Source organism: Aquabacterium sp., assembly GCF_016234775.1.
Lineage (GTDB): Bacteria > Pseudomonadota > Gammaproteobacteria > Burkholderiales > Burkholderiaceae_C > Aquabacterium.
Genome location: NZ_JACRAH010000036.1, coordinates 207,452 through 230,436, shown reverse-complemented (window position 1 = coordinate 230,436; position 22,985 = coordinate 207,452). Strand labels below are relative to the sequence as shown.

Sequence of the window (22,985 nt, the reverse complement as noted above, 5' to 3'; positions counted from 1 at the left end):
CAAAGACTATGCATCGCTTCCGATTCAAAAACATCTGGCTGCTCTCACACAGGGAGAAGAGAGCTCGACACGTGGAGTTCCATCCAAGCAAGAACCTGTTGGTGGGGAGGAACCACACGGGCAAGACGACACTGATCCGCAGTCTGTTTGAGACACTCGGCGCGACGCCACAGGGTGAACTCGAACAATGGGATGAGAACGCAGCCTCACTGCTCGAGTTCTCGGTCGATAGCAGTCGTTACTTTGCGCTCCATCAGAATGGGCGGCGAGCACTCTTCGACGCAGATTTCAAGCTTCTTATCTCAACATCGAAGTTCGGCGACTGGTCGAGACAGTTCTGTGAAATAGCGGACTTCAACTTGGTTTTTTCCGACAAGAAGTTGGCGGAGGTGGCCCCGGCAGACCCAGCGTGCTTCTTTGCGCCGTTCTATGTGAACCAAGATGGAAGCTGGCAAGCGGACTGGAACACCTTCGGGGGAATGAAGCGCTTCAGCGCCCCCTTCAAACCAATCCTTGAATACTTCACGGGCGTGTGCCCGCCGGAGTACTACTCGGCGAGTGCGGAAAAGTCCCAACAAAACAAAATTCTTGAAGAACATCGCCGTGAGTACAAGCTGCTCGAACGCGCGATGGAGCGCTTCAGCAAGACAGTCTCGCTGTCAGGGCCAAAGCTCAGCGCTGAAAACTTTGCCACCGAGATTGAGCAGCTCACCAAGGAAGTCAACGAGCTCAACATCAGGCAAGAATCGCTGCGCAATGTGGCAGTGCGTGAACAAGAGCTTCTCAAAAGCATTGACCACCAGATTCACCTGGCCGACGCGGCTCTTGCTGCACATGACAGTGACACGAAGTACCTTATCAAGGAAGGCTCTACGCCCCTGATCTGTCCCACATGCCATGCAGAGCACAAGAAGCCGTTCCTTGACTTATTGGAGTTCGCGGAAGATGCCCGTGTTCTGCGTGAGCTCGCTGCACGGCTGCGGGAGGACGCGGCAGAAGTTCGAAAGCGTACCCAAAAAGCTTTCACGGAACTCAACGCGCTCAACGAGAGTTATCTACGCATCTCCCGCTTGCTTGATACACGCAAGGGTGAGCTGAAGTTTCAAGACGTCGTCGGCAGTATCGGAGCAGAATCGGCATTCGCCGCGTTCGAGGCTGAGCGCAAGCAGATTCAAGGCGCTATAGACGCAGTGGTCCTCAGTGTCGACGGATTGGAAACGAAGCTGAAAGAGCTTCGATCCCCAAAGCGTACCAAGGCGATCTTGAGCGAGTTCCGGGAGCACTACGCGACAAGCCGCATCGCACTGCAACTCCAGTCCATTCCGACTAAGACGATGCAACTGGCATCACGCCCTTCGCTGTCAGGAAGTGGCGGTCCACGGTCAATTCTTGCCTACTATGCCGCCATCTGGCGGACCGTTCAAGGCAAGGAGGGCACCTACGATGTGCCAGTAGTCATCGACTCGCCCAACCAGCAGGCCCAAGACGATTTCAACCTGCCAGCTGTTCTCAAGTTCATCGCAAAAGACTTGCCAGAAGGCATGCAGCTTATCGTAGGTCTTGAGACTCCAACCGACTTCCCATTCGATCATCAAGTGATCCTGACTGAGAAGTACAGGATGCTCACTGAAGATGAGTGGGCACCAACCCAGCAACTGATGGAACCGCTGTTGAAAAAGATGTACGAAGCGACCCTTTCAAAGGCCTGAAGAAGGCCAAGGTCGCTGCAGCCGGTTAGCGAAGCGCCAGGTTCTGACGAACAACAACCCTAGCTGCAGCAATCACGGGCACACATTTCCATTCTGGGAAGCGCACAGAACTCCCGCTCTCGCTGACAGGACTTTGTGACAGTCCGGGAGTTTTTCAGCGCACCTTGTCTCAGACTCTATTGCCTCGTCTCAGACTATGTTGCGCTGTCTCAGACTCTATTGCCCGTGAACATTGGCCCGAAGGCCCTTTATCCATCACTCCACCGTCACGGATTTCGCGAGGTTACGAGGCTTGTCGACGTCCGTCCCCTTCGCACAAGCCGTGTGATACGCCAGCAACTGCAGCGGCACCACGTGCAGGATGGCTGACAGGGCTCCATAGTGCTCAGGCAGGCGGATCACGTGGATGCCAGGCTCGGCCTGGATGTGCGTATCGCTGTCAGCGCACACATACAGTTCACCGCCGCGTGCCTTCACCTCTTGCATGTTGCTCTTGAGCTTCTCCAGCAGCGCGTCGTTGGGCGCCACCACCACCACGGGCATCTCGGCCGTCACCAGGGCCAGCGGGCCGTGCTTGAGTTCACCAGCCGGGTAAGCCTCGGCGTGGATGTAGCTGATTTCCTTGAGCTTCAAGGCGCCTTCCAGCGCGATGGGGTAATGCAGGCCACGGCCCAGGAACAAGGCGTTCTCTTTGCGGGCAAAGGCTTCGGCCCAGGCCACCACTTGGGGCTCCAGCGCCAGCACGGCTTGCAGCGCAGCGGGCAGGTGGCGCATGGCCGTGAGGTGCTTGGCTTCTTCGTCGGCACTCAGGTTGCCGCGCAGCTTGGCCAGGGTCAGCGTGAGCAGGAACAAGGCCGCCAGCTGGGTGGTAAACGCCTTGGTCGAGGCCACGCCGATTTCAGCGCCGGCACGCGTGACGTAGTGCAGCTTGCATTCGCGCACCATGGCACTGGTGCTCACGTTGCAGATGGTCAGCGTCTGTTCCATGCCCAGGCTGCGTGCGTGCTTGAGCGCGGCAATGGTGTCGGCCGTTTCGCCAGACTGGCTGATGGTGACGATCAGGGTGCGCGGGTCAGGCACGCTGTCGCGGTAGCGGTACTCGCTGGCGATCTCCACCTGCGTGGGGATCTTCGCGATGGATTCGAGCCAGTACTTGGCCGCAGAGCCCGAGTAGTAGCTGGTGCCGCAAGCCAGGATCAACACGCGGTCAATCTGCTTGAACACGGCTTCGGCGCCTTCGCCAAACAGCGTGGGCGTGATGGCCTCGACGCCTTCGAGCGTGTCGGCAATGGCGCGCGGCTGCTCGAAGATTTCCTTTTGCATGTAGTGGCGATAAGGACCCAGCTCCACGGCACCGCTGTGTGCGGTCACGGTGCGCACGGGGCGTTGATCGGGCTCCACGCGGGTGTGCTGGGTTTCACCGGCCTTGCGGTGTTCGATCCAGTGGCGGCCGGGCTGCAGGTCCACCACGTCGCCCTCTTCCAGGTAGACGATCTGGTCGGTCACGCCAGCCAGGGCCATGGCGTCAGAAGCCAGGAAGCGTTCGGTGGCATCCGCACCGCCCACGCCCATGATCAGGGGCGAGCCATAGCGCGCACCGATCACGCGCTGGGGTTCATCACGGTGGAACACGGCAATGGCGTAGGCACCGGTCAGGCGCAGCGTGGCGGCCTTCACGGCAGCGAACAGGTCACCGTCATACAAGTGATCGACCAGGTGGGCGATGACTTCGGTGTCGGTCTGGCTCAGGAACACATAGCCCTTGGCTTGCAGTTCGCGGCGCAGCTCTTCGTGGTTCTCGATGATGCCGTTGTGCACCAGGGCCACGCGGCCAGGCTTGGCGGTGGCGGCATCGGCACCGGGGCCGTGCGAGAAGTGCGGGTGGGCGTTGTGCACGGCCGGCACGCCATGGGTGGCCCAGCGGGTGTGGGCAATGCCCAGTGTGCTGCTGATGCCGTCGGACGAGGCCTGCACGTCCAGCTCGGCCACGCGCTCGGTGCTGCGCGAGCGGCGCAGCTGGCCGTCTTGCAGCACGGCAACGCCACAGGAGTCATACCCACGGTATTCGAGGCGCTTGAGGCCTTCAACCAGAACCGGAACGATGTTGCGCGAACCAACCGCGCCGACGATGCCACACATAGATCAAGACTCCCGCTTGTGCAGTGCAATACAGGCTGTGATCCTATCCACGTTCAATAGAAATGTTCTTTCAATATTCATCAATATTCGAGAAAATCACCCACACATGAAATAGTGTACAAATTTCATTTCAAAAAATACACATATTTGAAATAGCATTCCAGCATGGCGCTCTACACCCCTCAACTGGATACCATCGATCAGCAGTTGCTGAGCCTGCTTCAGCAAGATGCCAGCTTGTCCAACCAGGCCCTGGCGGAGCTGGTGGCCTTGTCGCCGGCCACCTGCCACCGGCGCGTGCGGCGCCTGAAGGACGAGGGTTTCATTGCGCAGCAGGTGGCCATTCTCTCGCCCGAAAAAATGGCCGAGGCGCTGGGATGGGGCTTGAGTGCCCTGGTCGAGATCAGCCTCGATATGCAGACGCAGGAGGCGCTGGACAGCTTCGAGCGCAAGGCCGTTGCCGAGGCTGAAGTGCAGCAATGCTGGCGCGTGTCACCCGGCCCAGACTTCATCCTGGTGGTGCAGGTGGTCGACATGCCGGCCTATCAGGAGCTGGCCCGGCGCCTGTTCACGCAAGACAGCCAGGTGCGCAATGTGCGCGCGTTCTTTGCCGTCAAGCGCGCCAAGTTTGGCTCACAGTGGCCTTTGCCACCAGTGAAACCTGCACGTTGTTGATCAAGGCTTGGCCCGTCCCTTGGCCGGCGGGAGCTCAGGCGCGAGCGGGTCGATGAGCTGCGTGTCCACGCGCAAATTGAGGGGCTTGCCATCCAATGGATGCTGAACACGACCTCGCGACGAGCCACCGGCCATTCGCGCCGCAGGGGCCGCCAGGCCGTCGTCGCTGTCCAGGGTGGGTAGCACCTTCATCAACTCTTCGTCAGACATGCGCGACAACTCTGCCACGGTCGGCTTGCGTCGGCCCGTCACGGGCGGCGCGGCCGAAGGGCTCGGCTCCCCATCGTTGATGGACGACTTGCCTGCGATGTCGCCTGCAGCCACAACCGGCACCTGATCTGCCCGGCCTGCTTGCTGATCGGCATGGCGTGCGTACTGATCAGACAAGGCCTTTTCCATTTGCTGCTGGCCGGACATCTGCCAGAAAGCGGCAGCGGCAGCCAGCACCAGCAGCGCCACCGCACCGCCGCCCACGATCATCATCTGCCTGCTGGGTGGCCAGAACGTCGGCGCACTGGCGGGCTTCGGAGGCAGCCAGTCCATGTCAACGCGCGTGGAGGGCCCTTGGTCAGCCTGATCGGCGTAGGCGGCGCTTTCCTGGGCCTGCACGCGTGCGTGTGCAGGCGCCAGGGTCGCATCGTAGTCCTGACGCAACTTGGGGTCGATCAGGACCTCATAGGCCATGTTCAACGCGGCCATCTGCTCATGCATGACATCCTCGGGGCCGGTAGCGGCGCCCTGACGGTCAGGATGAAGCTTGGTAGCCAGCGCCCGGTACGCAGCGCGTATCACTTCCGGCGGCGCGTCCTGGGAGACTTTCAGGCGTTCGTAGTGGTTCACGGCGGCGGGATCCTGCAATCTTGGTCGTTTGGGCCAGATATTAGCGGCTCAGCACGCCACGTTACACCGGTAGCACCTCAGCGCTTGATTTTTTGGGGCCTTTGCCATCCAGATAACGACACTTGTTTGGCGCGCGCCACTGTCAGTTGCCCCTCGGGGGCATCCTTGCTGATGGTGCTGCCACCGCCAATCGTGGCGCCATCGCCGAGCTTGATGGGTGCAATCAGCACGCAGTTGGAGCCCACGTGCACATCATTGCCGATCACGGTGCGGTGCTTGTTGGCCCCATCGTAGTTGGCGGTGATGCTGCCGGCACCGTAATTGACTCGCTCACCCACATCGGCATCGCCCAGGTAAGCCAGGTGGTTGGCCTTCGCGCCATTGGCCATGGTGCTGTTCTTGACTTCGACGAAGTTGCCGATGTGCACCTCCTGGCCCAATCTGGCGCCAGGGCGCAGGCGAGCAAAAGGCCCGATCAGCGAACCGTCACCCACGGTGGCACCGTCCTTGTCGCCATCGATGTGGGTGAAGGGGTGGATGACGACGCCGTTGCCGATGGCCGCATTGCGGATCACGCAATTGGCGCCGATCTGCACCTCGTTGCCCAGGGTGACCTGGCCTTCGAACAGGCAGTTCACATCGATGTCGACATCGCTGCCACATTGCAGGGTGCCGCGCAGATCAAAGCGTGCCGGGTCGGCCAGGCGCACGCCCTGCTCCATCAGCTTGTTGGCCTGTGCACGTTGATGGCGGCGCTCCAGGTCAGCCAGTTGCGCGGGGCTGTTGACGCCCAGTACTTCGACCTCGTCACTTGGGTGTGCTGCCACCACACCCACGCCATCGGCACGCGCCATGGCCACCACATCGGTGAGGTAGTACTCGCCCTGGGCGTTGTTGTTGTTCAGGCGGCTCAACCAGCCTTTGAGCAACTTCGTGGGCGCGGCCATCATGCCGGTGTAGACCTCGTTGATGGCGCGTTGCTCGGGGCTGGCATCCTTGTGTTCGACGATGGCCAGCACCTGCTCGCCCCAGCCATCACGCACGATGCGGCCGTAGCCGGTGGGGTCGTCCAGCTTGATGGTCAGCAGCGCGAGTTGCTTGCCAGCACAGGCATCGATCAGGGCTTGCGCCGTACTGGCCTGGATCAGGGGCGTGTCGCCATTGAGGATCAGGGTGATGCCATCTTCAGGCAGCACCGGCACGGCTTGCTGCACGGCGTGACCTGTGCCCAACTGGGGCTCCTGGCGCACGAACTGCAGAGGCGCCTGTGCAAAGGCCGCCTTCATGGAGGACTCGACCATCTCGGCGCCGTGGCCTGTGATCACGACCTGCTGCGATGCAGCCAGGGTGGAGGTGGTGGCGATGACGTGAGACAGCATCGGGCGCCCGGCCAGCTTGTGCAGCACCTTGGGCCGCGCCGATTTCATGCGGGTACCCTTGCCCGCAGCCATGATGACAATGGAAAGCGACATGTAAAACCTGTTTGTTGGATCAGTGATTGTCGTCGGGAATCGTGACCGTCACAGCGCGGGGGCTGACCGCCTGGTGCGGAAAGTCCTTGAGCGCAGCTTCAAAAAGCCATGGGTAGAGCCTGTCGTCGGCCACACCCTGGCGGTCATAGCGGGCATGGGTTTCGTACAGTGTCTGCTTGCTGCGGCGATCACTGATCAGCAGGTCCACCGTCATCGTCACCCAGGGCGGCTCCATGGCCAGGCTCACGGAAAGCCCGCCTCGGCCACCACCCCACCAGCCGCCCACGCCCGGGCGCCAAGGCCCATAGGGGCCCCAGAAGGGGTCGCGGTAAAAGGCGCGCTGTTGCTCAACCTGGATGCGCGCACCGACCTGCACGCTCACATCGGCCTTCTCGGGGTCAGCCACGGGCTCGAACCCGGCGGCAGCGAGCGCAGGCTGCGCGGCCGCTTCGAGCTTGTCCTGCAACTCGGGCTTGGTCTGCTGAGAAGGCAGACGCTCGAACACGTAATGGCCCCCGGGCTTGCGCCCTTCAGGCCACGCGCCACTGCTCGACACCTGGCTGGTGATGACCTGAGGCCCGGCACACGCCGTGAGCAAGACCACCGCCACACCAAGCAAGGGCTTCCAGAAGTGTGTGGTGAGCCCCGGCATGTGCCTCATCCTGCTCAACTGGCCTTGCGGATGCTGATGGTAGACAACGAGACCTTGGTCTCGGCCGGCAGGCCATCGCTCGGGTCGCCACAGCCCTCGTCTTCGTCAAAGGCGATGTCGCCCCCCTTCATGGGCGTGCCCGTGGCCTTGATGGTCTCGAAGGGGTAGAGCTTGCGGTCCATCATGTGCGAGGGCACGATGTTGGACAGGGCCGTGAACATGTTGTCCACGCGGCCGGGGAACTTGTTGTCCCACTCGTTGATCATCTCGCGCATCTGCTGGCGTTGCAGGCCTTCCTGGCTGCCGCACAGGTTGCACGGGATGATGGGGAACTGGCGGTGCTCGGCGTACTTGGCCAGGTCCTTCTCGCGGCAATACGCCATGGGGCGGATGACCACGTGCTCGCCGTTGTCGGTCACCAGCTTGGGCGGCATGCCCTTGAGTGTGGAGCCGAAGAACATGTTCATGAACATGGTCTGCAGGATGTCGTCGCGGTGGTGGCCCAGGGCGATCTTGGTGGCGCCCACTTCGGTGGCCACGCGGTAGAGGATACCGCGGCGCAGGCGCGAGCACAGGCTGCAGGTGGTCTTGCCTTCAGGGATGACCTTCTTGACCACGCTGTAGGTGTCCTGCTCTTCAATGCGGAAGGGCACACCAACCTTGGTCAGGTATTCGGGCAGCACATGCTCGGGGAAGCCGGGCTGCTTCTGGTCCAAGTTGACGGCAATGATCTCGAACTTGATGGGCGCCCGCTTTTGCAGGTTCATCAGGATGTCGAGCATGCCGTAGCTGTCCTTGCCGCCGGACATGCACACCATGACCTTGTCACCGTCTTCGATCATGTTGAAGTCGGTGATGGCCTCGCCCACTTCGCGGTGCAGGCGCTTGCTGAGCTTGTTCATCTCGAAGGCATGCTTCTTGGCGCGTGCATCTTCGGCCGCGTCGGCAATGGCCGAAGGCGAGCCGGATTCGACCACCAGGGCAGCCTGGGCGAACAACAAGGCGTCGTCAACCATGCGTACTTCCTTTTCGGGGGTCACAGCACTCAGATGGGATTCGTGGATGGCCTGGTCAGCGACCATGGCGGCGTGGGCAGCTTGCGTCATAACCTTCCATTTTCGCCGATCTGCCCGATTTGCGACAGCTTTTCCAGGTGAATACCCCCTCAGTCGAGGTAATCCGCCACCTCGCAGCACCTGCGCCCAGCTAAACGGCTTTCAGGCAACGGGCTGCGGGTCTTTCCGGATATCAGGTGCCGATGCCAGGCCGGGGCTAACCCTCAGCCTGCGCGCTCGCACATCAGATCCGCACGTTCGCCCAATACGCCCGGCACCGCGCCCCGGAGGATGAGCCCGTGACCCGCTGAGGTCCTCACGACCTGCCGCCATGGCAGCCCCTCCTTACCTCCGGAAAGAAAAATGCAGAGACAAACTCGACAGATCCTGAGCGCCTTGCTCACGCCGCTGGTGATGCTGACGTCCCCATGGGCATCGGCGCAATCGTCCCCCGCGATCTACCCGCCGCCTGCCACCCCGGCGCCCCTGCCCCAGGCAGATGCCTTCTACAGCCCGCCACCAGCCAGCGAACTGTCCACGGTGGCGCCCGGCACCTTGCTGCGCATCCGCGAGATCACGGCCAAAGCCTACTACCTCTTCCCGGTCAAAGGCCAGGCCTGGCAGGTGATGTACCGCTCCACCAACCGCAGCGGCGAGGCGATTGCCATGATGGGCACGGTGCTGGTGCCCGAGAACGCGCCCATCACTGGCCGCAAGCTGATGGCCTACAACGTGGCCTATGACGCACTGACGCTGCGCTGCGCACCGTCCTATTCCTTCGTCAAGGGCACGGCACTGGAACAGGCGCTCATTCAAGGCGCGCTGAAAAACGGCCTGGTGGTGATGGCACCTGACTACGAAGGGCTGAAGTCTTACTGGACCGATGGCCTGATCTCCGGCCAGGGCGTGCTGGACGGCATCCGCGCCGCCGAGAACTTCCAGCAAGCCGGCCTGGACGGCGTCAACACCCCGGTCGTCATCACCGGCTATTCAGGTGGTTCGCTGGCGTCAACTTGGGCCAACGAGCTCTACCGGAGCTATGCGCCTGAGCTCAACATCAAGGGTGTGGCCGCTGGTGGCGTGCCGGTGGACCTGGGCAATGTGGCCCGCAAAGTGGATGGCACCTTGTTCGCCGGCGTGTACTTCGGCGCCGTAGCGGCACTGGCCAACTCGTATCCTGAAGTGAACCCCGCGGCCCTGGTGAACGCCAAAGGCGCCGAGATGCTGGTCAAGGCGCAGGACATGTGCCTGGGGCAGTTCCTGACAGGCGCGCCGGACCCGCTGACCGCTTTTGCCTTCCAGAAAATGAAAAACCTGACGGTGGTGCCTGATTTGCTGGCTGTGCCACGCGTCAAGGAAGTGATCGCCAAAAACAGACTGGGCCAACGCGTGCCAGGCGCGCCGCTGTATATCTACCAGGGCACACTGGACGAACTGATGCCCATCGCCGATGTAGATGCACTGGTGAAGTCGTATTGCAGCAAGGGCGTGAAGGTGACCTACCGCCGCAGCATCAACGACCATCTCCTGCTGGCTGTCACGGGTTGGGGCAAAGCCCTGAACTTCCTGATGGACCGCCTGAACGACGTTCCGGCAACCAGCACCTGCAAGTAAGCGCTCAACCCCGAGCGCTCATGCGGCGCCGGAACTCACCCGGCGACTGTCCCGTCCAGCGCTTGTACGCATGCTGGAAGGCGCTTTGATCAGAGAACCCCAGCCTGGCGGCCACAACCGTCAATGACAGGCTGGGGTTGCTCAAGTGATGCTCGGCCAGGCGATGCCGCACACGATCAAGCAACTCGCGAAAGCTCAAGCCATGTTGGGCCAGACGGTCCTGCAGGGTGCGCGGCGCCATGTTGACCGTCTCGGCCGTTTGCTGCAGCGTGGAGCGCCCTTGCTCCAGGCCTTGCGCCAGCACCCATTCCAGATGCGCCAGAAAACCCAACTCCTCACCCAACAGGCGCGTGAGCTCGGAATCAGCCTGCTGACGCAACGAGGCATGCACCTCACGGTTGCGCTGAACCACAGGCAGGCTCAGGTAAGCCACCGGGATCACCATCTGGTTGAGGGCCTGCCCGAACAGCACCTGCCCGCCAAAGGTCTGCTGAAGGCAATTGACCACCTCGTCGGACGGACGTGCGAAGTTGAACCGCACATCGGCCACGAGGTCATCCCGCTCGGTCAACCAGCGCGCATGGTTCGCCCAAAGGGACATCGACAGCATGATGGCGTCGACCGGCGGTGAGTCGATCAGCGGGCGCCAGGTCAGGCTGCAGAAGTCGCCGTCGATGTGGAAATCTGCGGCATTGACGCTGTCGAGCAACTGCTCGTAGCGCTGGAGAATCAGCGCCGCAGCGCCCACCGAATCGCACGACATCAACAGGAAGCCCAGCAGCCCGAGGTGCCTGGCCTTGATCGTCGAGGCCAGGCGCACGGCAAAGGCCGGATCGCCCAGCGCCACGCTGGCCTTGCGCAGCAGGTGGAACCATTCGCTCATGGACAGGCGCACAGGCCCCTCGGCCCGCCTCAGCCCCTCCACCCACTCGGTGCCGAACACGGGCACCGGGTCGCACCCGCGTGCCTCGAGGTACTCCAGCACCGCCAGTGCGTAGCTGAGGCTGGCACTGCCCTCGCGTGTGGAAACCACGGCACCCATGCGATGGCTCAGCTCACCACTGCCCGGTTTCCATGCGGATGGCGACTTCGCAGTCCTCGAAGATCTCCAGCTTGGCGATCTTCACGCGCACACCCAGCACGCCCGGCAGCTCCATCAGGCGCTTGCACAGCTTGCCGATCAGCGTCTCCAGCAGGTTGACGTGCACGGCGGTGCAGTCTTCGATGATGATGGCGCGCACCTTGCGGTAGTCCAGCACATTGAGGATCTCGTCATCATGCGGCAGCAAGGGCTGGCTGCCCATGTTCAGCTCGGCATCGACCTGGATGGGCTGCGGGGTGCCGATTTCCTGTTCCAGCACACCCAGGTTGGCGTCAAAACGCAGGCCGGTGAGCTTGAGGATCTGGTTGCCTTTGGTCAGGGACATGGGGCGTCTCGCATCATTGAAAAGTCGCGCTCGAAGCGCTGAAGGTGCTGGCCACCATCGACCAGCAGCGTGGTGCCCGTCATGGACTGATTGGCCAGGGCAAAGGCCACGGTGGCGGCCACGTCTTGCGGCGTGGATGACCGCCCCAGGGGGGACAGCTTGTGAACCTGCTCGAACTGCTCACCCTTGAGCCATTCGCTGGTGAGCGTGAGGCCGGGCGCCACCCCCACCACACGCACGCGCGGCGCCAGGGCCAGCGCCAGCAAGGTGGTGGCTGACTCCAGCGCAGCCTTGGACAAGGTGTAGCTCAGGAAATCCGGGTTGGGATTCCACAGCTTCTGATCCAGCATGTTGACCACCGCACCGTGAGCGCCGCGCGCTTCCACATGAGCGTCCAGCATCTGCGCCAACACGATGGCCGGTGCCGTGTTGGCGCGCATGTGCCGCTCCAGCATGGCGTAGCTGAAGGATGCTGTGTTGTCGTATTCGAATGTGGAGGCGCTGTTGACCACGGCATCCAGCTGCCCCAGGATGGCCGCTGCCTGCGGCACCAGTTCGCGCACCGCCGCTTCGTCAGACAAGTCGGCGCTCAGCACACAGGCCTGGCGGCCCAGGGCGCGGATGTCATCGGCGGTGGCATCGGCCTCGTCACGCGACTGGCGGCAATGCACGGCCACATCCCAGCCCTGGCGAGCCAGGGTCAAGGCGATCTCGCGGCCCAGGCGTTTGGCTGCGCCGGTCACCAGCGCCACCCGGCGAACGGGGCTTTCAGGCAAAGAGGCAGAAGAGTCAGGCATGGGCTTTCTACAATCGGGGCATGCGCAGCCCAACGAATCCGGACCACAGTGTAGTGGCCGCCCCCGTCTCCAGTCACCCGCTGGCCGATCTGATCGCCCATGAAATCCGCGAACGCGGGGGCTGGATGCGCTTCGAGCGCTTCATGGAACTGGCCTTGTACGCACCCGGCCTGGGCTATTACAGCGGTGGCCGCCGCGTGTTGGGCCACCGCCCGCAAGATGGCTCCGACTTTGTCACGGCGCCCGAGCTGACGCCCTTGTTTGGCGAAATCCTGGCCCGCCAGCTCATTCAGGCCCTGGAAGCCACCGGCACGGACGAGATCTGGGAGTTCGGCGCGGGCACCGGTGCGCTGGCCGTGCAACTGCTGGGCGAACTGGGTGACCGCATCAAGCGCTACACCATCGTTGACCTGTCTGGCAGCCTGCGCGACCGCCAGCATCACAACATCGTCAAGGCCCACCCGCAGATGGCGCACAAGGTGATCTGGGCCGACAGTCTGCCTGACGAGATCAACGGTGTCATCGTAGGCAACGAGGTGCTGGACGCCATCCCCGTGCACCTGCTGGCCTGGAGCGGCAAAGCCTGGATGGAACGCGGCGTGGCCTTGTCACCCGACCCGGAAACCGCCAGCCGCTTCATCTGGGTTGACCGCCCCGCACCGGAAGGCGTGCGCCCCCCGACCGAACATGAAGATGATCTGTATCTGCCCGGCACGGTCACCGAAACGCATGGCCAAGCCGAGGCCTTTGTGGCCACGCTGGCCCAGCGCATGAGCAAGGGCGCTGCCTTCTTCCTGGATTACGGCTTCCCCGAGTCCGAGTACTACCTGCCCCAGCGCACGGGCGGCACGCTGATGTGCCACCACGCCCACACCGCGGACCCGGACCCGCTGCAGATGGTGGGCGACAAGGACATCACCACCCACGTGAACTTCACCGGCATTGCGCTCGCGGGCCAGGAAGCAGGCTGGGAGGTACTGGGCTACACCTCGCAAGGGCGCTTTCTGACCAACTGTGGCCTGGCCGAGGCCCTGGCCGGCACCGGGCAGGCCAGCACGGCCAGCGAGCTGAAATCACGCGCGGCCATGCAGATGCTGGTGGCCGAACACGAGATGGGCGAACTGTTCAAGGTGATCGGCTTCGTGAAGGGCCCCTGGTTTGATGCCCTTGGGTTTTCGCATGGCGACAGGACCCATACCCTCTGAGCTGCTTTTCGCAACGGTCCCCCCCAAATTCGGGATTTGAAGCCGCCAGCGTCTCGGTTCAAATGTGACGAAATCCACGGAGAGGCGCGCCGTTCGGCGGGCAGCGCCATTTCCCTTAACCCTGCGGGACCCCATGAAATTCAAGCCCCTTGCCACGGCCATCGCTGGCATCTGCCTGTCCATCGGCGCCCATGCCACCTCCACGCTGGAGGTCAAGACCATCAACTTCAAGGTCACCACCACCGGCGGCCCTTTCTACTGGACGAGCTCGACTGGCATGATCGGCGCCATCGCCCAGGATCAGACCGGTTGGTCTGGCGTTGGCACGCCTTCTTTCGGCGCCTGGTCCACTGACACTGGCACGATCCCGGCAGACACCACGGCTTCCGTGACAACCGCCGGTGGTGCAAGCGCAACCGGCACGTTCTCGCCCAGCCTGAGCAGCTTGCAAGTCTCTACATCAGCTGCTGGCGGTTTCGCCCAAGCCGATCGCAATTGGACTGGCAATTTCATCGTGGCAGCCAACACCACGGTCAAGTTCGAGTGGGATGCCTATGCCTATGGTGTCAACGCCGGCAACAGCAAGGGCCCTTTCGCCTACGCTCATGAAAATGAGATGGCCGTCAACAGCACGGTCAAGGTCGGCAACCAGCAACGTACCTTCCAGTACTACGCCTCTGCGCCCGCCCAATCGGCCGATGGCTTCGAGATGGGTAACGCCACCCTTGAGCACCACTCGATCTCGTTCAAGAACACGAGCAACACCTGGGCTTACGGCAGCTTCCAGTCCAATATCAGCGCCTACACCCACGACGTGGTCGCACCCTCGGTACCAGAACCCGAAAGCTACGCGCTGCTGCTGGCCGGCCTGGGCACGATTGGCATGGTGCTGCGCCGTCGCCGCGCCTGACTCGCTGACGGCACCAGCGCCATCGGCGACAAGAGCCGCCACTTGCCGACGAGCCCGCCCTGTGCGGGCTTTTTCTTTCGAGACACGCCATCTCCGGCCAGGGTCAAGCCCCTTGGGCAACAGAGATGCTGCACTGCCCCGATAATGTCGCCCATGCTGCAACAACGCACCCTCAAATCACTGACCCGAGCCGTAGGCGTGGGCCTGCACAGCGGCCAGCGCGTCGAACTGACGCTGCGCCCTGCGCCGCCCAATACCGGCATCGTGTTCCGTCGCGTGGACCTGGCGCAGCCGGTGGACATTCCCGTGAACACCAAGTCAGTGTGCGACTGCCGCATGGCCACGACCATCTCGCCTGGCGGTGATCCGGGCGCAGCCAAGGTCAACACCATCGAGCACCTGATGTCCGCTTGCGCCGGCCTGGGCCTGGACAATCTCTACGTGGACATCACGGCCGAGGAAGTCCCCATTCTGGACGGATCCTCTGCCGCCTTCGTCTACCTGCTGCAAAGCGCAGGCATCGAACTGCAAAAGGCCCCCAAGAAGTTCCTGCGGGTCATCAAGCCTGTGGAAGTGCGTGAAGGTGAAGGCCGCACGCTCAAGTGGGCGCGCCTGGAGCCCTACAACAGCTACAAGCTCGCCTTCGAGATCGACTTCGACCACCCCGCCGTGGACCAGACCGGCCAGCGCGTGGAGTTTGACTTCGCCACAGGCCAGTACAAGCGCGACATCGCCCGTGCCCGCACCTTCGGCTTCACCAAGGATGTGGAGATGATGCGTGCCCGCGGCCTGGGCCTGGGCGCCAGCATGGACAACGCCATCGTGGTCGACGACTACCGCGTGCTCAACAGCGATGGCCTGCGCTATGACGACGAGTTCGTCAAACACAAGATCCTGGACGCCATTGGCGATTTGTATGTGGTGGGCCACCCGCTGCTGGCGGCCTACACAGCCTACAAGTCTGGCCATGCGCTGAACAACAAGCTGCTGCACGCCCTGCTGGCACAGCAGGACGCCTGGGAAATCGTCACCTTCGAGGACGAAGCCAAGGCGCCGCGCGGCATGTCTGAACTGGCGCCGGCCTGGTAAGCACACATGGGTACCATCTTCCGTTTGCTCGCCCTGCTGTTGATTGGCGGCTTTGGCATCTGCATGGTGCTGCATGTGCTGACCGGCCAGGCCATCTGGCGCCAACGTGCCATGCAGGCGCTGAAATGGGGCGTGGTGCTGGGCCTGTGCTTCGTCGGGTTCTTCATCCTGCGTCGGGCTGCTGTGTTCATTTAAGGTTTTTTCAGCGCAAGCCCCCGCATTTCAGGACGATTTGAAGTCGGCGCCCCATTTTCATGGGGATACCCCTCGTTTAAGGGGTAATTTGGACAATCTAGTATGTCGACACAACAGACGGCGTGCGATGCGGCACGCTCAGGGAATCGACATGAGCTACGCAGCGGTATACAAGCGGTCGGTCACCGACCGCGATGCGTTCTGGGCTGAACAGGCCGAGCGCATTGAGTGGCACAAGCCTTTCGAGCAGGTTTGCGATGACAGCAAACCTCCTTTTGTGACATGGTTCGGTGGCGGTCAAACCAACCTCTGCCACAACGCCGTAGACCGTCACGTCCCCCACCGCCCCGATCAGCCTGCGCTGATCTACGTCTCCACCGAGACGGGCAAAGAGCAGACCATCAGCTACGGCCAGTTGTTCGTTGAAGTGCAACGCATGGCCGCCATCCTCAGCGGCATGGGTGTGGGCAAGGGCGATCGCGTCCTGATCTACATGCCCATGATCCCCCAAGCCGTGATCGCCATGCTGGCCACGGTGCGCCTGGGCGCCATCCACTCCGTGGTGTTCGGCGGCTTTGCTGCGCACTCGCTGGCCACGCGCATTGACGACGCCAAACCCACCGTGATCGTCACGGCCGATGCAGGCTCGCGCGGCGGCAAGGTCATCGCCTACAAGCCCCTGCTGGATGAAGCCCTCAGCCTGTGCCAGCAACCCGTCAAGCATGTGCTGCTGGTCAACCGTGGTCTGGCTGATGCCAACATGGTCGCCCCACGAGATGTGGACTACCACGCAGCCCGCAAGGAGGTGCTGGACGCCAAGGTCCCCTGCGAATGGGTGGATTCAGCCCATCCCAGCTACACGCTCTACACCAGTGGCACCACCGGCAAGCCCAAGGGCGTGCAGCGAGACACCGGCGGTTATGCCGTGGCCCTGGCCACCTCCATGGCGCAGATCTACTGCGGCAAGCCAGGTGAGACCTTCTTCTGTACCAGCGACATCGGCTGGGTGGTGGGCCACAGCTACATCGTCTATGGCCCCCTGCTGGCGGGCATGACCACCATCATCTACGAAGGCCTGCCGATCCGCCCTGACGCGGCCATCTGGTGGTCGATCGTCGAGAAGTACCAGGTCAGCGTGATGTTCTCGGCGCCCACGGCCATCCGCGTGCTCAAGAAGCAGGATCCGGACTGCCTCAAGCGCCATGACCTGTCGAGCCTCAAGCACCTGTTCCTGGCCGGCGAACCGCTGGACGAACCCACCGCCAAGTGGATCGGCGAGGCCATTGGCAAGCCCATCATCGACAACTACTGGCAGACCGAGACCGGCTGGCCCATTCTGAGCCTGGCGCGTGGCATCGATCCTGACGCGAAGACAAGGCTCGGCTCGCCCGGCATCCCCATGCCCGGCTACAAGGTCAAGCTGCTCGATGACGTCACGGGTGAAGAGCTGACCCAACCCAATCAGAAGGGTGTGCTGACCATCGAAGGCCCCTTGCCACCCGGTTGCATGCAGACGGTGTGGGGTGACGACGAACGCTTCGTGAAGACTTACTGGAGTACCTTCCGCCACCAGCAGGTCTACAACACCTTCGACTGGGGCATCCGCGATGAGGACGGCTATTACTTCATCCTGGGGCGTACCGATGACGTGATCAATGTGGCCGGGCACCGCCTGGGCACACGGGAGATCGAAGAAGCCGTGAGCAGCCATTCAGGCGTGGCCGAAGTGGCTGTGGTGGGCGTGGCAGATGAACTCAAAGGTCAGGTGGCGCGCGCCTTCGTGGTCGCCCGGGACGCCAGCCGCGTGGCCGATGATGCCGGGCGCAAGACGCTCGAAGCCGAGATCATGCACACCGTGGACCAGCAGCTGGGTGCCGTGGCGCGCCCGGCCCGCGTGCACTTCGTCAACGTGCTGCCCAAGACCCGCTCAGGCAAGCTGCTGCGCCGCGCCATCCAGGCCGTGTGCGAGGGCCGCGAAACGGGCGACCTCACCACCATCGAGGACCCGACGGCCTTGCAGCAACTGCAGGAAGCCGTCAAACGCTGAGCCCCTCATTCATGGGGCCAGCTTGCCCGCGCGCAGACAGGCCGGTTCACTTAAAGTCCCTGGGTTTTCCAATCCACACTCAGGGAGAGTGTTTCCATGTCTGCTGCCCACTACCTGCACACCGCGTTGTGCGTGCTGCCCGTTGCCGTCCTGACTGCTTGTGGAGGCGGGGGGGCGGGATCCGATCCGTCCGCCACGCCTTCACAGGTTGACAACTACGTTTCCGTAGATGGTGGGAACAGTTCAGTACCAGCCGGCCGTTATGCACTGGACACGAGCTACAAAGGCGTATCCCGACTGTTCGTTTTTGATGTCGACACCATTGAAGCGGTTGCTGCGGAGTCTTCCGCACTCGACATGTCGCTGGTCTATTCGCCCAGCCATCCAGAAAAATTCGCCATCATCTTTGGTGCCGACGAGTCAGTCATCACCGCAGCATTCGTGTGCCGAAGCAGTGCCTGGACAACTGTCGAAGTACAAGAGTTCGAGGCGACCATCAAGGCACCGGTACCGCTGTGTCCGAAGAATATCTTGATCAACACCGCGACAAGACACGTCGCCTTCACCGGGCTGATGCTGACGTCGGCAGATCAATCCGGCAAGACTGTGACGATCAGCGCCGATTTTTCCTGGCTGCCACCGGATGAGGCGTTCATGTCGCCCGTCACTGTGGAGCCAGGTAGCACTGCCGTCTCATCGGGGTCATACGGTGTGATTGGCCGGTCCGTCGGCTCCACCCTCTCCGATGGCCTCGAACTGGGCTATTCGGCGCTAAGAACCCATCAACCAGAGGTGAGGCTGTACGTGCCGCGCGCTCAAGACGGGCGATTCGCATTGAGTGTGTCGGCGACCACCAACCTGGATTCAGTCAGGGAAACCTATGCTTGCATCAGCGCGGGCTGGAACACAGTGGACAAACAAAGAGTAGAGTCGAGCCTCAACTCGCCACTGGACATCTGCCCGAGCACGGTGAGCTACGACAGTGCGACCCGTTTGTTGACCTTGAACAAGGCGCCCCTGATGGGATTGAACAACTCCGGTCGCCAACTGCTTGTCAGCCTCAAAGCCAACATGCCTGAACCTCGATTCTCGGCCGCAGCTACCCCGACGAACCCATCGCCTGGCGTGGCCGTCGCCCCTGCCCCTGCGCCAATCACACCGCCAGCACCAGCATCAGGCTCCTGACCGTTCAAGCCGCCGTCTGGTGGATCACATCCCGCACGCGCGGGTAGATCTCGTTCTGCCAGCGGCGGCCGCTGAACACACCGTAATGGCCCACCCCCGTCTGCACGTGGTGGGTGCGCCAGTAGGGCCGAACGGACGTGCACAGATCCTGCGCCGCCACGGTCTGGCCGACTGAGCAGATGTCATCGCGCTCGCCTTCCACCGTGAACAGCGCGGTACGACGGATGGCTTTCGGATCCACCATCGTGTCGCGGAAACTCAACTCACCACGTGGCAGGTCGTAGGTCTGGAAGACCTTGCCCACCGTCTCCAGATAGAACTCGGCGGGCAGATCGGCCACGGCGAAATACTCTTCATAGAAGGCTTTGGTGTGCGCCGCCTTCTCGTGCTCACCTGCGGCGATGTGGGCATACATGTCCTCGAAGGCCTTCTTGTGGCGCTCCTGATTCATGGCCATGAAAGCCGACAGCTGCACAAAGCCCGGGTAGACCTTGCGGCCCGCACCGCGCTGCGTCCAGGGCACCTTGTGGATCATGTTCTCTTCAAACCAGCTCATGGGCTTGCTGGTGGCCAGTTCGTTCACGCCCGTGGGGTTGACGCGGCAGTCGATGGGGCCGGCCATCAGCGTGAGGCTGCGAGGCTGGGCTGGATGGGCATCCTGCGCCATCAAGGACGTGGCGGCCAATGCGGCCACACAAGGTTGGCAAATGGCCATCAGGTGCGAGCCCGGGCCCATGCGGTCCAGGAAACGGATCAGGTGATCGGTGTAGTCGTCCAGGCTGAAAGGGCCGTGGCGCAAGGGCACGTCGCGGGCGTTGTGCCAATCGGTGATGTAGACGTCGTGATCCTGCAGCAACGTGCGCACGGTATCGCGCAGCAAGGTGGCAAAGTGGCCCGACATGGGCGCCACCAGCAGCACGCGAGGCTGTTCCGGCCCGCCCTCCTTGCGAAAGCGCAGCAGGGTGCCAAACGGCGTGCTCATCACCTTTTCTTCGGTGATGGCGTACTCGCGGCCCTGGCTGATCACACTGGGGATGTCAAACGCAGGCCGGGCATGGGTGAGCTTGAGGCGGGTGAAGACTTCATTGGCCGCCGCCACGCTGCGTGCGAACACGCCGCCCGCCAGCAACTCCTCCAGGGAGGACTGAGCCGGCCCGGCAGGCAGCATGTGGTGCAAGGCATCGGCGATCCCTTGTGACATGACGCGCCACGGCTCCAGCATCGTGTGCTGGGCCTGATAGGTCGAGTAAAGCATGCGGTTCTCTTCGCAGTGACGCCCATCGGAGGCAACGCTGAATGTTCTGCAAGTTGCGAGCCACCTTGTTGAACGCCGAACGTGTCACCCGCCCTGTCACCCATTGCCCCAACACATGGCACAACGCTTGCAGGCTGAAGCGGCACGGCTTCACACCAGTAGAAGGAGACTCCATGGCCACCCTTGCCAAAGCACCTGCCAAAAAGGCAGCGGCGAAAAAGTCCGCCAGCACAGCAGTGGCCAAGACCAGCAAACCCTCGGTCGCCAAGCCAACGGCACCCAAAGCCTTGCCTGACACGACCACCACGCTGACCATCACCAGCAAGAACTACTCGTCGTGGTCCTTGCGCGGCTGGCTGCTGACGCGTTTTGCCGGCCTGCCTTTCGAAGAGCATGTGCTGCCGCCGGACGACCCCTCCACGCGCGCCGAGATCCTGCTGCTGTCATCCTCCATCCTGGTGCCCTGCCTGGAGCACAAGGGCATCCACGTGTGGGACACGCTGGCGATTGCCGAATACCTCAACGAGGTCTGCCCGGACGCCCATCTGCTGCCAGCTGACACCAAGGCCCGCGCGCACTGCCGCGCCATCAGCGGCGAGATGCATTCAGGGTTCTCCGCGCTGCGCTCGTCCCTGCCGATGAACCTGCGCAACCACTTCCCGAAGTTCAAGATCTGGTCGCGCGCCCAGGCGGACATCGACCGCATCACCGCCATCTGGCGTGACTGCATCGACACCTACGGCGGCCCCTTCCTTTTTGGCCAGCAACGCACGGTTGCCGATGCGATGTATGCCCCCGTGTGCACCCGCTTCCTGACGTACGACGTCAAGGTGGACCCTGTCAGCCAGGCCTATTGCGAACTGATGCTGAACCAGCCCGAGATGAAGGAATGGCTCAAGGGCGCCAAGTCAGAGCCCCTCGATATCGACGAGCTCGACGTGGAGTTCTGAGCACACCAGGCTCCTTCGACACGATCCGGCGCAAGGCACGCCCGTTTCTGGCTCATCGCATGCCTCGACGCGGTGCACTCAAATGCGCGCCAGGGTGGCCGCACAGAAGGTATTCCCGGCACAATGCAGGCTTTGACGCACCGAAATAGTCCTTGCCATGAAAAACACGCCCGCGCTGACCGACGCCGACATCAACGAGATCGACCTGCTGCTGGCCGCCGTGCCCGCACCGTTTGAAACCGTTGACGCCGTGATCCTCGACGGCTACCTGGCCGGCGTGCTGGTGCAACCCGTGGTGCTGGAGCCCGAGCAGTGGCTGCCGCCCATTTTCGGCACCGAGGGCATGCCCGAAGGCGGCATCGAAGGCTGGACGCAGGCGCAACACGACAAGCTGGTCGGCCTGATCACGCGCCGCAAGGACGAAATCCTGCGCGGCATCCTGGAAGATGGCTGGTTCGACCCCATCATCCCGCTGATCGAAGATGACGACGGCAAGGTGCTGGAAGGCAAGGACGCCATGGAAGGCATCGGCTACTGGGCCGCCGGCTTCGAATGGGCGCTGGCCAACTTCCCGCAACTGGAAGACGCGGCCCTGCCCGGCGTGCCGGATCTGCTGGACTCCATCTGGCGCCACCTGCCCGAGCAGGACGAAACCCAACAGGCCATGACCAAGGCCCTGGACGACGAGCACCCGCTCAAGGGCATGGACGAGGCCATCGAGGCCCTGGTGTTCGACGTGGTGGACCTGGCCCAGATCGGCATCGCCGAGCGCATCAAGGTCGAAACCGTGGTGCGTGACGGCCCCAAGATCGGCCGCAACGACCCCTGCCATTGCGGCAGCGGCAAGAAGTACAAGAACTGTCACGGCGCCAATTGATCGGGCATCGGGCGGCTGCCTGCCGCCCTGAACTGGCTCGGCACGCCTGACATGCGCATTCAACTGGTCTCGGACCTGCACCTCGAACGCTACCCGGATTTCACGCCCAGTGCGGCCCCGGATGTGGACGTGCTCGTGCTGGCGGGCGACATCGGCTCCTACCAGCCCGGGTCCCTGCTGAAAGACGACGACTTCGGACTGGGCCGGTTTTCACCGCGCAGGCCGGATGCCCCCTGGCCGCGCGTGCTGTACATCCCCGGCAACCACGAGTTTGACTCGCTGGAGTTCGAGCCCACCTGCGCCAGGCTGAAAGCCACGTGCGAGCGATTGGGCATCGAGTGGCTGGACCGCGAAGTCATCACCATCGGGCAGGTGCGCTTTGTCGGCACCACGCTGTGGAGTGATTTCGAAGCCTTCGCCAAGGCGGAGCGCACCGAAACCAAACGGCTGCAGGCCCTGGAAAAGGCCTATCGCGCTGCCAATTTCTACCTGCGCAAGAACACCACGCTCAGAGGCGGCATCCCGATGCTGGCCGAAGACATGCGAACACTGTCCCAGGATTGCCAGACCTGGTTGAGCGAAGCCCTGTCACGCCCCTTCGATGGCACGACCATAGCCGTGACCCACTTCGCCCCCACCCTGCGCAGCGGCGATCCACGCTACGGCGCCACGCCGGGTACAGCTGGTTTTTGCAACTCGCTCGACCACCTGTTGCCCCAGGCGCAAGTCTGGATGCATGGCCACCTGCATTGCGCCAAGGACTATGTGGTCTCCGGCACGGCCGAGGGCCGACCATACGCTTGCCGCGTAATGGCCAACCCTCGTGGTTACTTCAGCAAGGGTGAGCAACAGGCCTATCAGGCACACTTCGTGATCGACCTGCCCTGAGCCA

The 22,985-nt window shown here is 62.6% G+C and carries 21 protein-coding genes; 12 read left to right on the top strand and 9 right to left on the bottom strand.

Annotated elements, in window-relative coordinates:
• Positions 1 to 71: 71 nt before the first annotated feature.
• Entirely contained in the window at positions 72 to 1,709 is a 1,638-nt protein-coding gene (locus HY836_RS11125; protein WP_290676214.1) for a hypothetical protein, read from the top strand.
• A gap of 255 nt (positions 1,710 to 1,964) precedes the next feature.
• Here the strand turns inward: HY836_RS11125 and glmS are convergent, their stop codons facing one another.
• On the bottom strand, positions 1,965 to 3,848 hold the full coding sequence (gene glmS / locus HY836_RS11120) for a glutamine--fructose-6-phosphate transaminase (isomerizing) (RefSeq protein ID WP_290676213.1): 1,884 nt from the start codon (positions 3,846 to 3,848) through the stop codon (positions 1,965 to 1,967).
• A 165-nt stretch (positions 3,849 to 4,013) separates the two neighbouring features.
• Between glmS and HY836_RS11115 the strand changes: the two genes are divergently transcribed.
• Positions 4,014 to 4,523: an Lrp/AsnC family transcriptional regulator gene (locus tag HY836_RS11115; protein ID WP_290676212.1), complete on the top strand. Its 510-nt coding sequence runs from the start codon at positions 4,014 to 4,016 to the stop codon at positions 4,521 to 4,523.
• Here HY836_RS11115 and HY836_RS11110 read toward each other — a convergent pair whose 3' ends face one another.
• The 4 genes from HY836_RS11110 to ttcA form a co-directional block, all read right to left on the bottom strand.
• Positions 4,524 to 5,363, bottom strand: coding sequence for a J domain-containing protein (locus HY836_RS11110; RefSeq protein ID WP_290676211.1), 840 nt, complete (start codon positions 5,361 to 5,363; stop codon positions 4,524 to 4,526).
• Positions 5,364 to 5,440: 77 nt separating this feature from the next.
• Positions 5,441 to 6,835 (bottom strand): bifunctional UDP-N-acetylglucosamine diphosphorylase/glucosamine-1-phosphate N-acetyltransferase GlmU, encoded by a 1,395-nt coding sequence (gene glmU, locus HY836_RS11105; RefSeq protein ID WP_290676210.1) that lies wholly within the window; start codon positions 6,833 to 6,835, stop codon positions 5,441 to 5,443.
• Positions 6,836 to 6,854: 19 nt separating this feature from the next.
• Positions 6,855 to 7,487 carry a DUF4136 domain-containing protein gene (locus tag HY836_RS11100; protein ID WP_290676209.1) on the bottom strand — a complete coding sequence of 211 codons (633 nt, stop codon included), beginning with the start codon at positions 7,485 to 7,487 and terminating at the stop codon, positions 6,855 to 6,857.
• 14 nt (positions 7,488 to 7,501) lie between these two features.
• Positions 7,502 to 8,503 carry a tRNA 2-thiocytidine(32) synthetase TtcA gene (gene ttcA, locus HY836_RS11095; protein ID WP_290676238.1) on the bottom strand — a complete coding sequence of 334 codons (1,002 nt, stop codon included), beginning with the start codon at positions 8,501 to 8,503 and terminating at the stop codon, positions 7,502 to 7,504.
• Positions 8,504 to 8,905: 402 nt separating this feature from the next.
• Between ttcA and HY836_RS11090 the strand changes: the two genes are divergently transcribed.
• Positions 8,906 to 10,156, top strand: a complete 1,251-nt coding sequence (locus HY836_RS11090) for a lipase family protein (protein WP_290676208.1) — start codon at positions 8,906 to 8,908, stop codon at positions 10,154 to 10,156.
• A gap of 4 nt (positions 10,157 to 10,160) precedes the next feature.
• On the opposite strand, the gene HY836_RS11085 is transcribed toward HY836_RS11090, so the two are convergent.
• Genes HY836_RS11085 through HY836_RS11075 form a run of 3 tightly spaced genes read right to left on the bottom strand, consistent with a single transcriptional unit; the run spans position 10,161 to position 12,380 of the window.
• Positions 10,161 to 11,198 carry an AraC family transcriptional regulator gene (locus tag HY836_RS11085; protein ID WP_290676207.1) on the bottom strand — a complete coding sequence of 346 codons (1,038 nt, stop codon included), beginning with the start codon at positions 11,196 to 11,198 and terminating at the stop codon, positions 10,161 to 10,163.
• 13 nt (positions 11,199 to 11,211) lie between these two features.
• Positions 11,212 to 11,583, bottom strand: coding sequence for a dihydroneopterin aldolase (locus HY836_RS11080; RefSeq protein WP_290642725.1), 372 nt, complete (start codon positions 11,581 to 11,583; stop codon positions 11,212 to 11,214).
• Positions 11,574 to 12,380, bottom strand: a complete 807-nt coding sequence (locus HY836_RS11075; protein WP_290676206.1) for an SDR family oxidoreductase — start codon at positions 12,378 to 12,380, stop codon at positions 11,574 to 11,576. Before HY836_RS11075 ends, HY836_RS11080 begins: the two co-directional genes overlap by 10 nt.
• A 125-nt stretch (positions 12,381 to 12,505) precedes the next feature.
• Between HY836_RS11075 and HY836_RS11070 the strand changes: the two genes are divergently transcribed.
• From HY836_RS11070 to HY836_RS11045, 6 genes are all read left to right on the top strand, one after another.
• A complete protein-coding gene (locus HY836_RS11070; RefSeq protein WP_290676237.1) occupies positions 12,506 to 13,585 on the top strand; it encodes an SAM-dependent methyltransferase in 1,080 nt (359 codons plus the stop codon).
• A 133-nt stretch (positions 13,586 to 13,718) separates the two neighbouring features.
• Complete coding sequence (locus HY836_RS11065) at positions 13,719 to 14,495, top strand: PEP-CTERM sorting domain-containing protein (RefSeq protein WP_290676205.1); 777 nt, start codon at positions 13,719 to 13,721, stop codon at positions 14,493 to 14,495.
• A 153-nt stretch (positions 14,496 to 14,648) separates the two neighbouring features.
• Positions 14,649 to 15,584 (top strand): UDP-3-O-acyl-N-acetylglucosamine deacetylase, encoded by a 936-nt coding sequence (gene lpxC / locus HY836_RS11060; protein ID WP_290676204.1) that lies wholly within the window; start codon positions 14,649 to 14,651, stop codon positions 15,582 to 15,584.
• Between the two features lie 6 nt (positions 15,585 to 15,590).
• A complete protein-coding gene (locus HY836_RS11055) occupies positions 15,591 to 15,779 on the top strand; it encodes a hypothetical protein (protein WP_290676203.1) in 189 nt (62 codons plus the stop codon).
• A 127-nt stretch (positions 15,780 to 15,906) separates the two neighbouring features.
• Positions 15,907 to 17,826: a propionate--CoA ligase gene (locus HY836_RS11050; RefSeq protein ID WP_290676202.1), complete on the top strand. Its 1,920-nt coding sequence runs from the start codon at positions 15,907 to 15,909 to the stop codon at positions 17,824 to 17,826.
• 132 nt (positions 17,827 to 17,958) lie between these two features.
• A complete protein-coding gene (locus HY836_RS11045) occupies positions 17,959 to 19,011 on the top strand; it encodes a hypothetical protein (protein WP_290676201.1) in 1,053 nt (350 codons plus the stop codon).
• Between the two features lie 4 nt (positions 19,012 to 19,015).
• On the opposite strand, the gene HY836_RS11040 is transcribed toward HY836_RS11045, so the two are convergent.
• A complete protein-coding gene (locus HY836_RS11040; protein WP_290676200.1) occupies positions 19,016 to 20,266 on the bottom strand; it encodes a polyhydroxyalkanoate depolymerase in 1,251 nt (416 codons plus the stop codon).
• Positions 20,267 to 20,439: 173 nt separating this feature from the next.
• Here HY836_RS11040 and HY836_RS11035 point away from each other — a divergent pair, with 173 nt between their 5' ends.
• The 3 genes from HY836_RS11035 to HY836_RS11025 all read left to right on the top strand — a co-directional run bounded on the left by HY836_RS11035 (position 20,440) and on the right by HY836_RS11025 (position 22,981).
• Positions 20,440 to 21,216 (top strand): glutathione S-transferase family protein, encoded by a 777-nt coding sequence (locus HY836_RS11035; RefSeq protein WP_290676199.1) that lies wholly within the window; start codon positions 20,440 to 20,442, stop codon positions 21,214 to 21,216.
• A 157-nt stretch (positions 21,217 to 21,373) separates the two neighbouring features.
• Positions 21,374 to 22,093 carry a UPF0149 family protein gene (locus HY836_RS11030; RefSeq protein WP_290676198.1) on the top strand — a complete coding sequence of 240 codons (720 nt, stop codon included), beginning with the start codon at positions 21,374 to 21,376 and terminating at the stop codon, positions 22,091 to 22,093.
• A gap of 51 nt (positions 22,094 to 22,144) precedes the next feature.
• Positions 22,145 to 22,981 (top strand): metallophosphoesterase, encoded by an 837-nt coding sequence (locus tag HY836_RS11025; protein ID WP_290676197.1) that lies wholly within the window; start codon positions 22,145 to 22,147, stop codon positions 22,979 to 22,981.
• Positions 22,982 to 22,985 lie beyond the last annotated feature (4 nt).

Excerpts from the sequence above, each read along its gene's own strand:
- glmS (WP_290676213.1), bottom strand. The coding sequence starts at position 3,848 with ATGTGTGGCATCGTCGGCGCGGTTGGTTCGCGCAACATCGTTCCGGTT.
- HY836_RS11115 (WP_290676212.1), top strand. The coding sequence starts at position 4,014 with ATGGCGCTCTACACCCCTCAACTGGATACCATCGATCAGCAGTTGCTG.
- glmU (WP_290676210.1), bottom strand. The coding sequence starts at position 6,835 with ATGTCGCTTTCCATTGTCATCATGGCTGCGGGCAAGGGTACCCGCATG.
- HY836_RS11100 (WP_290676209.1), bottom strand. The coding sequence starts at position 7,487 with ATGCCGGGGCTCACCACACACTTCTGGAAGCCCTTGCTTGGTGTGGCG.
- ttcA (WP_290676238.1), bottom strand. The coding sequence starts at position 8,503 with ATGGTTGACGACGCCTTGTTGTTCGCCCAGGCTGCCCTGGTGGTCGAA.
- HY836_RS11090 (WP_290676208.1), top strand. The coding sequence starts at position 8,906 with ATGCAGAGACAAACTCGACAGATCCTGAGCGCCTTGCTCACGCCGCTG.
- HY836_RS11085 (WP_290676207.1), bottom strand. The coding sequence starts at position 11,198 with ATGGGTGCCGTGGTTTCCACACGCGAGGGCAGTGCCAGCCTCAGCTAC.
- HY836_RS11080 (WP_290642725.1), bottom strand. The coding sequence starts at position 11,583 with ATGTCCCTGACCAAAGGCAACCAGATCCTCAAGCTCACCGGCCTGCGT.
- HY836_RS11075 (WP_290676206.1), bottom strand. The coding sequence starts at position 12,380 with ATGCCTGACTCTTCTGCCTCTTTGCCTGAAAGCCCCGTTCGCCGGGTG.
- HY836_RS11070 (WP_290676237.1), top strand. The coding sequence starts at position 12,506 with ATGCGCTTCGAGCGCTTCATGGAACTGGCCTTGTACGCACCCGGCCTG.
- HY836_RS11065 (WP_290676205.1), top strand. The coding sequence starts at position 13,719 with ATGAAATTCAAGCCCCTTGCCACGGCCATCGCTGGCATCTGCCTGTCC.
- lpxC (WP_290676204.1), top strand. The coding sequence starts at position 14,649 with ATGCTGCAACAACGCACCCTCAAATCACTGACCCGAGCCGTAGGCGTG.
- HY836_RS11055 (WP_290676203.1), top strand. The coding sequence starts at position 15,591 with ATGGGTACCATCTTCCGTTTGCTCGCCCTGCTGTTGATTGGCGGCTTT.
- HY836_RS11050 (WP_290676202.1), top strand. The coding sequence starts at position 15,907 with ATGCGGCACGCTCAGGGAATCGACATGAGCTACGCAGCGGTATACAAG.
- HY836_RS11040 (WP_290676200.1), bottom strand. The coding sequence starts at position 20,266 with ATGCTTTACTCGACCTATCAGGCCCAGCACACGATGCTGGAGCCGTGG.
- HY836_RS11035 (WP_290676199.1), top strand. The coding sequence starts at position 20,440 with ATGGCCACCCTTGCCAAAGCACCTGCCAAAAAGGCAGCGGCGAAAAAG.
- HY836_RS11030 (WP_290676198.1), top strand. The coding sequence starts at position 21,374 with ATGAAAAACACGCCCGCGCTGACCGACGCCGACATCAACGAGATCGAC.
- HY836_RS11025 (WP_290676197.1), top strand. The coding sequence starts at position 22,145 with ATGCGCATTCAACTGGTCTCGGACCTGCACCTCGAACGCTACCCGGAT.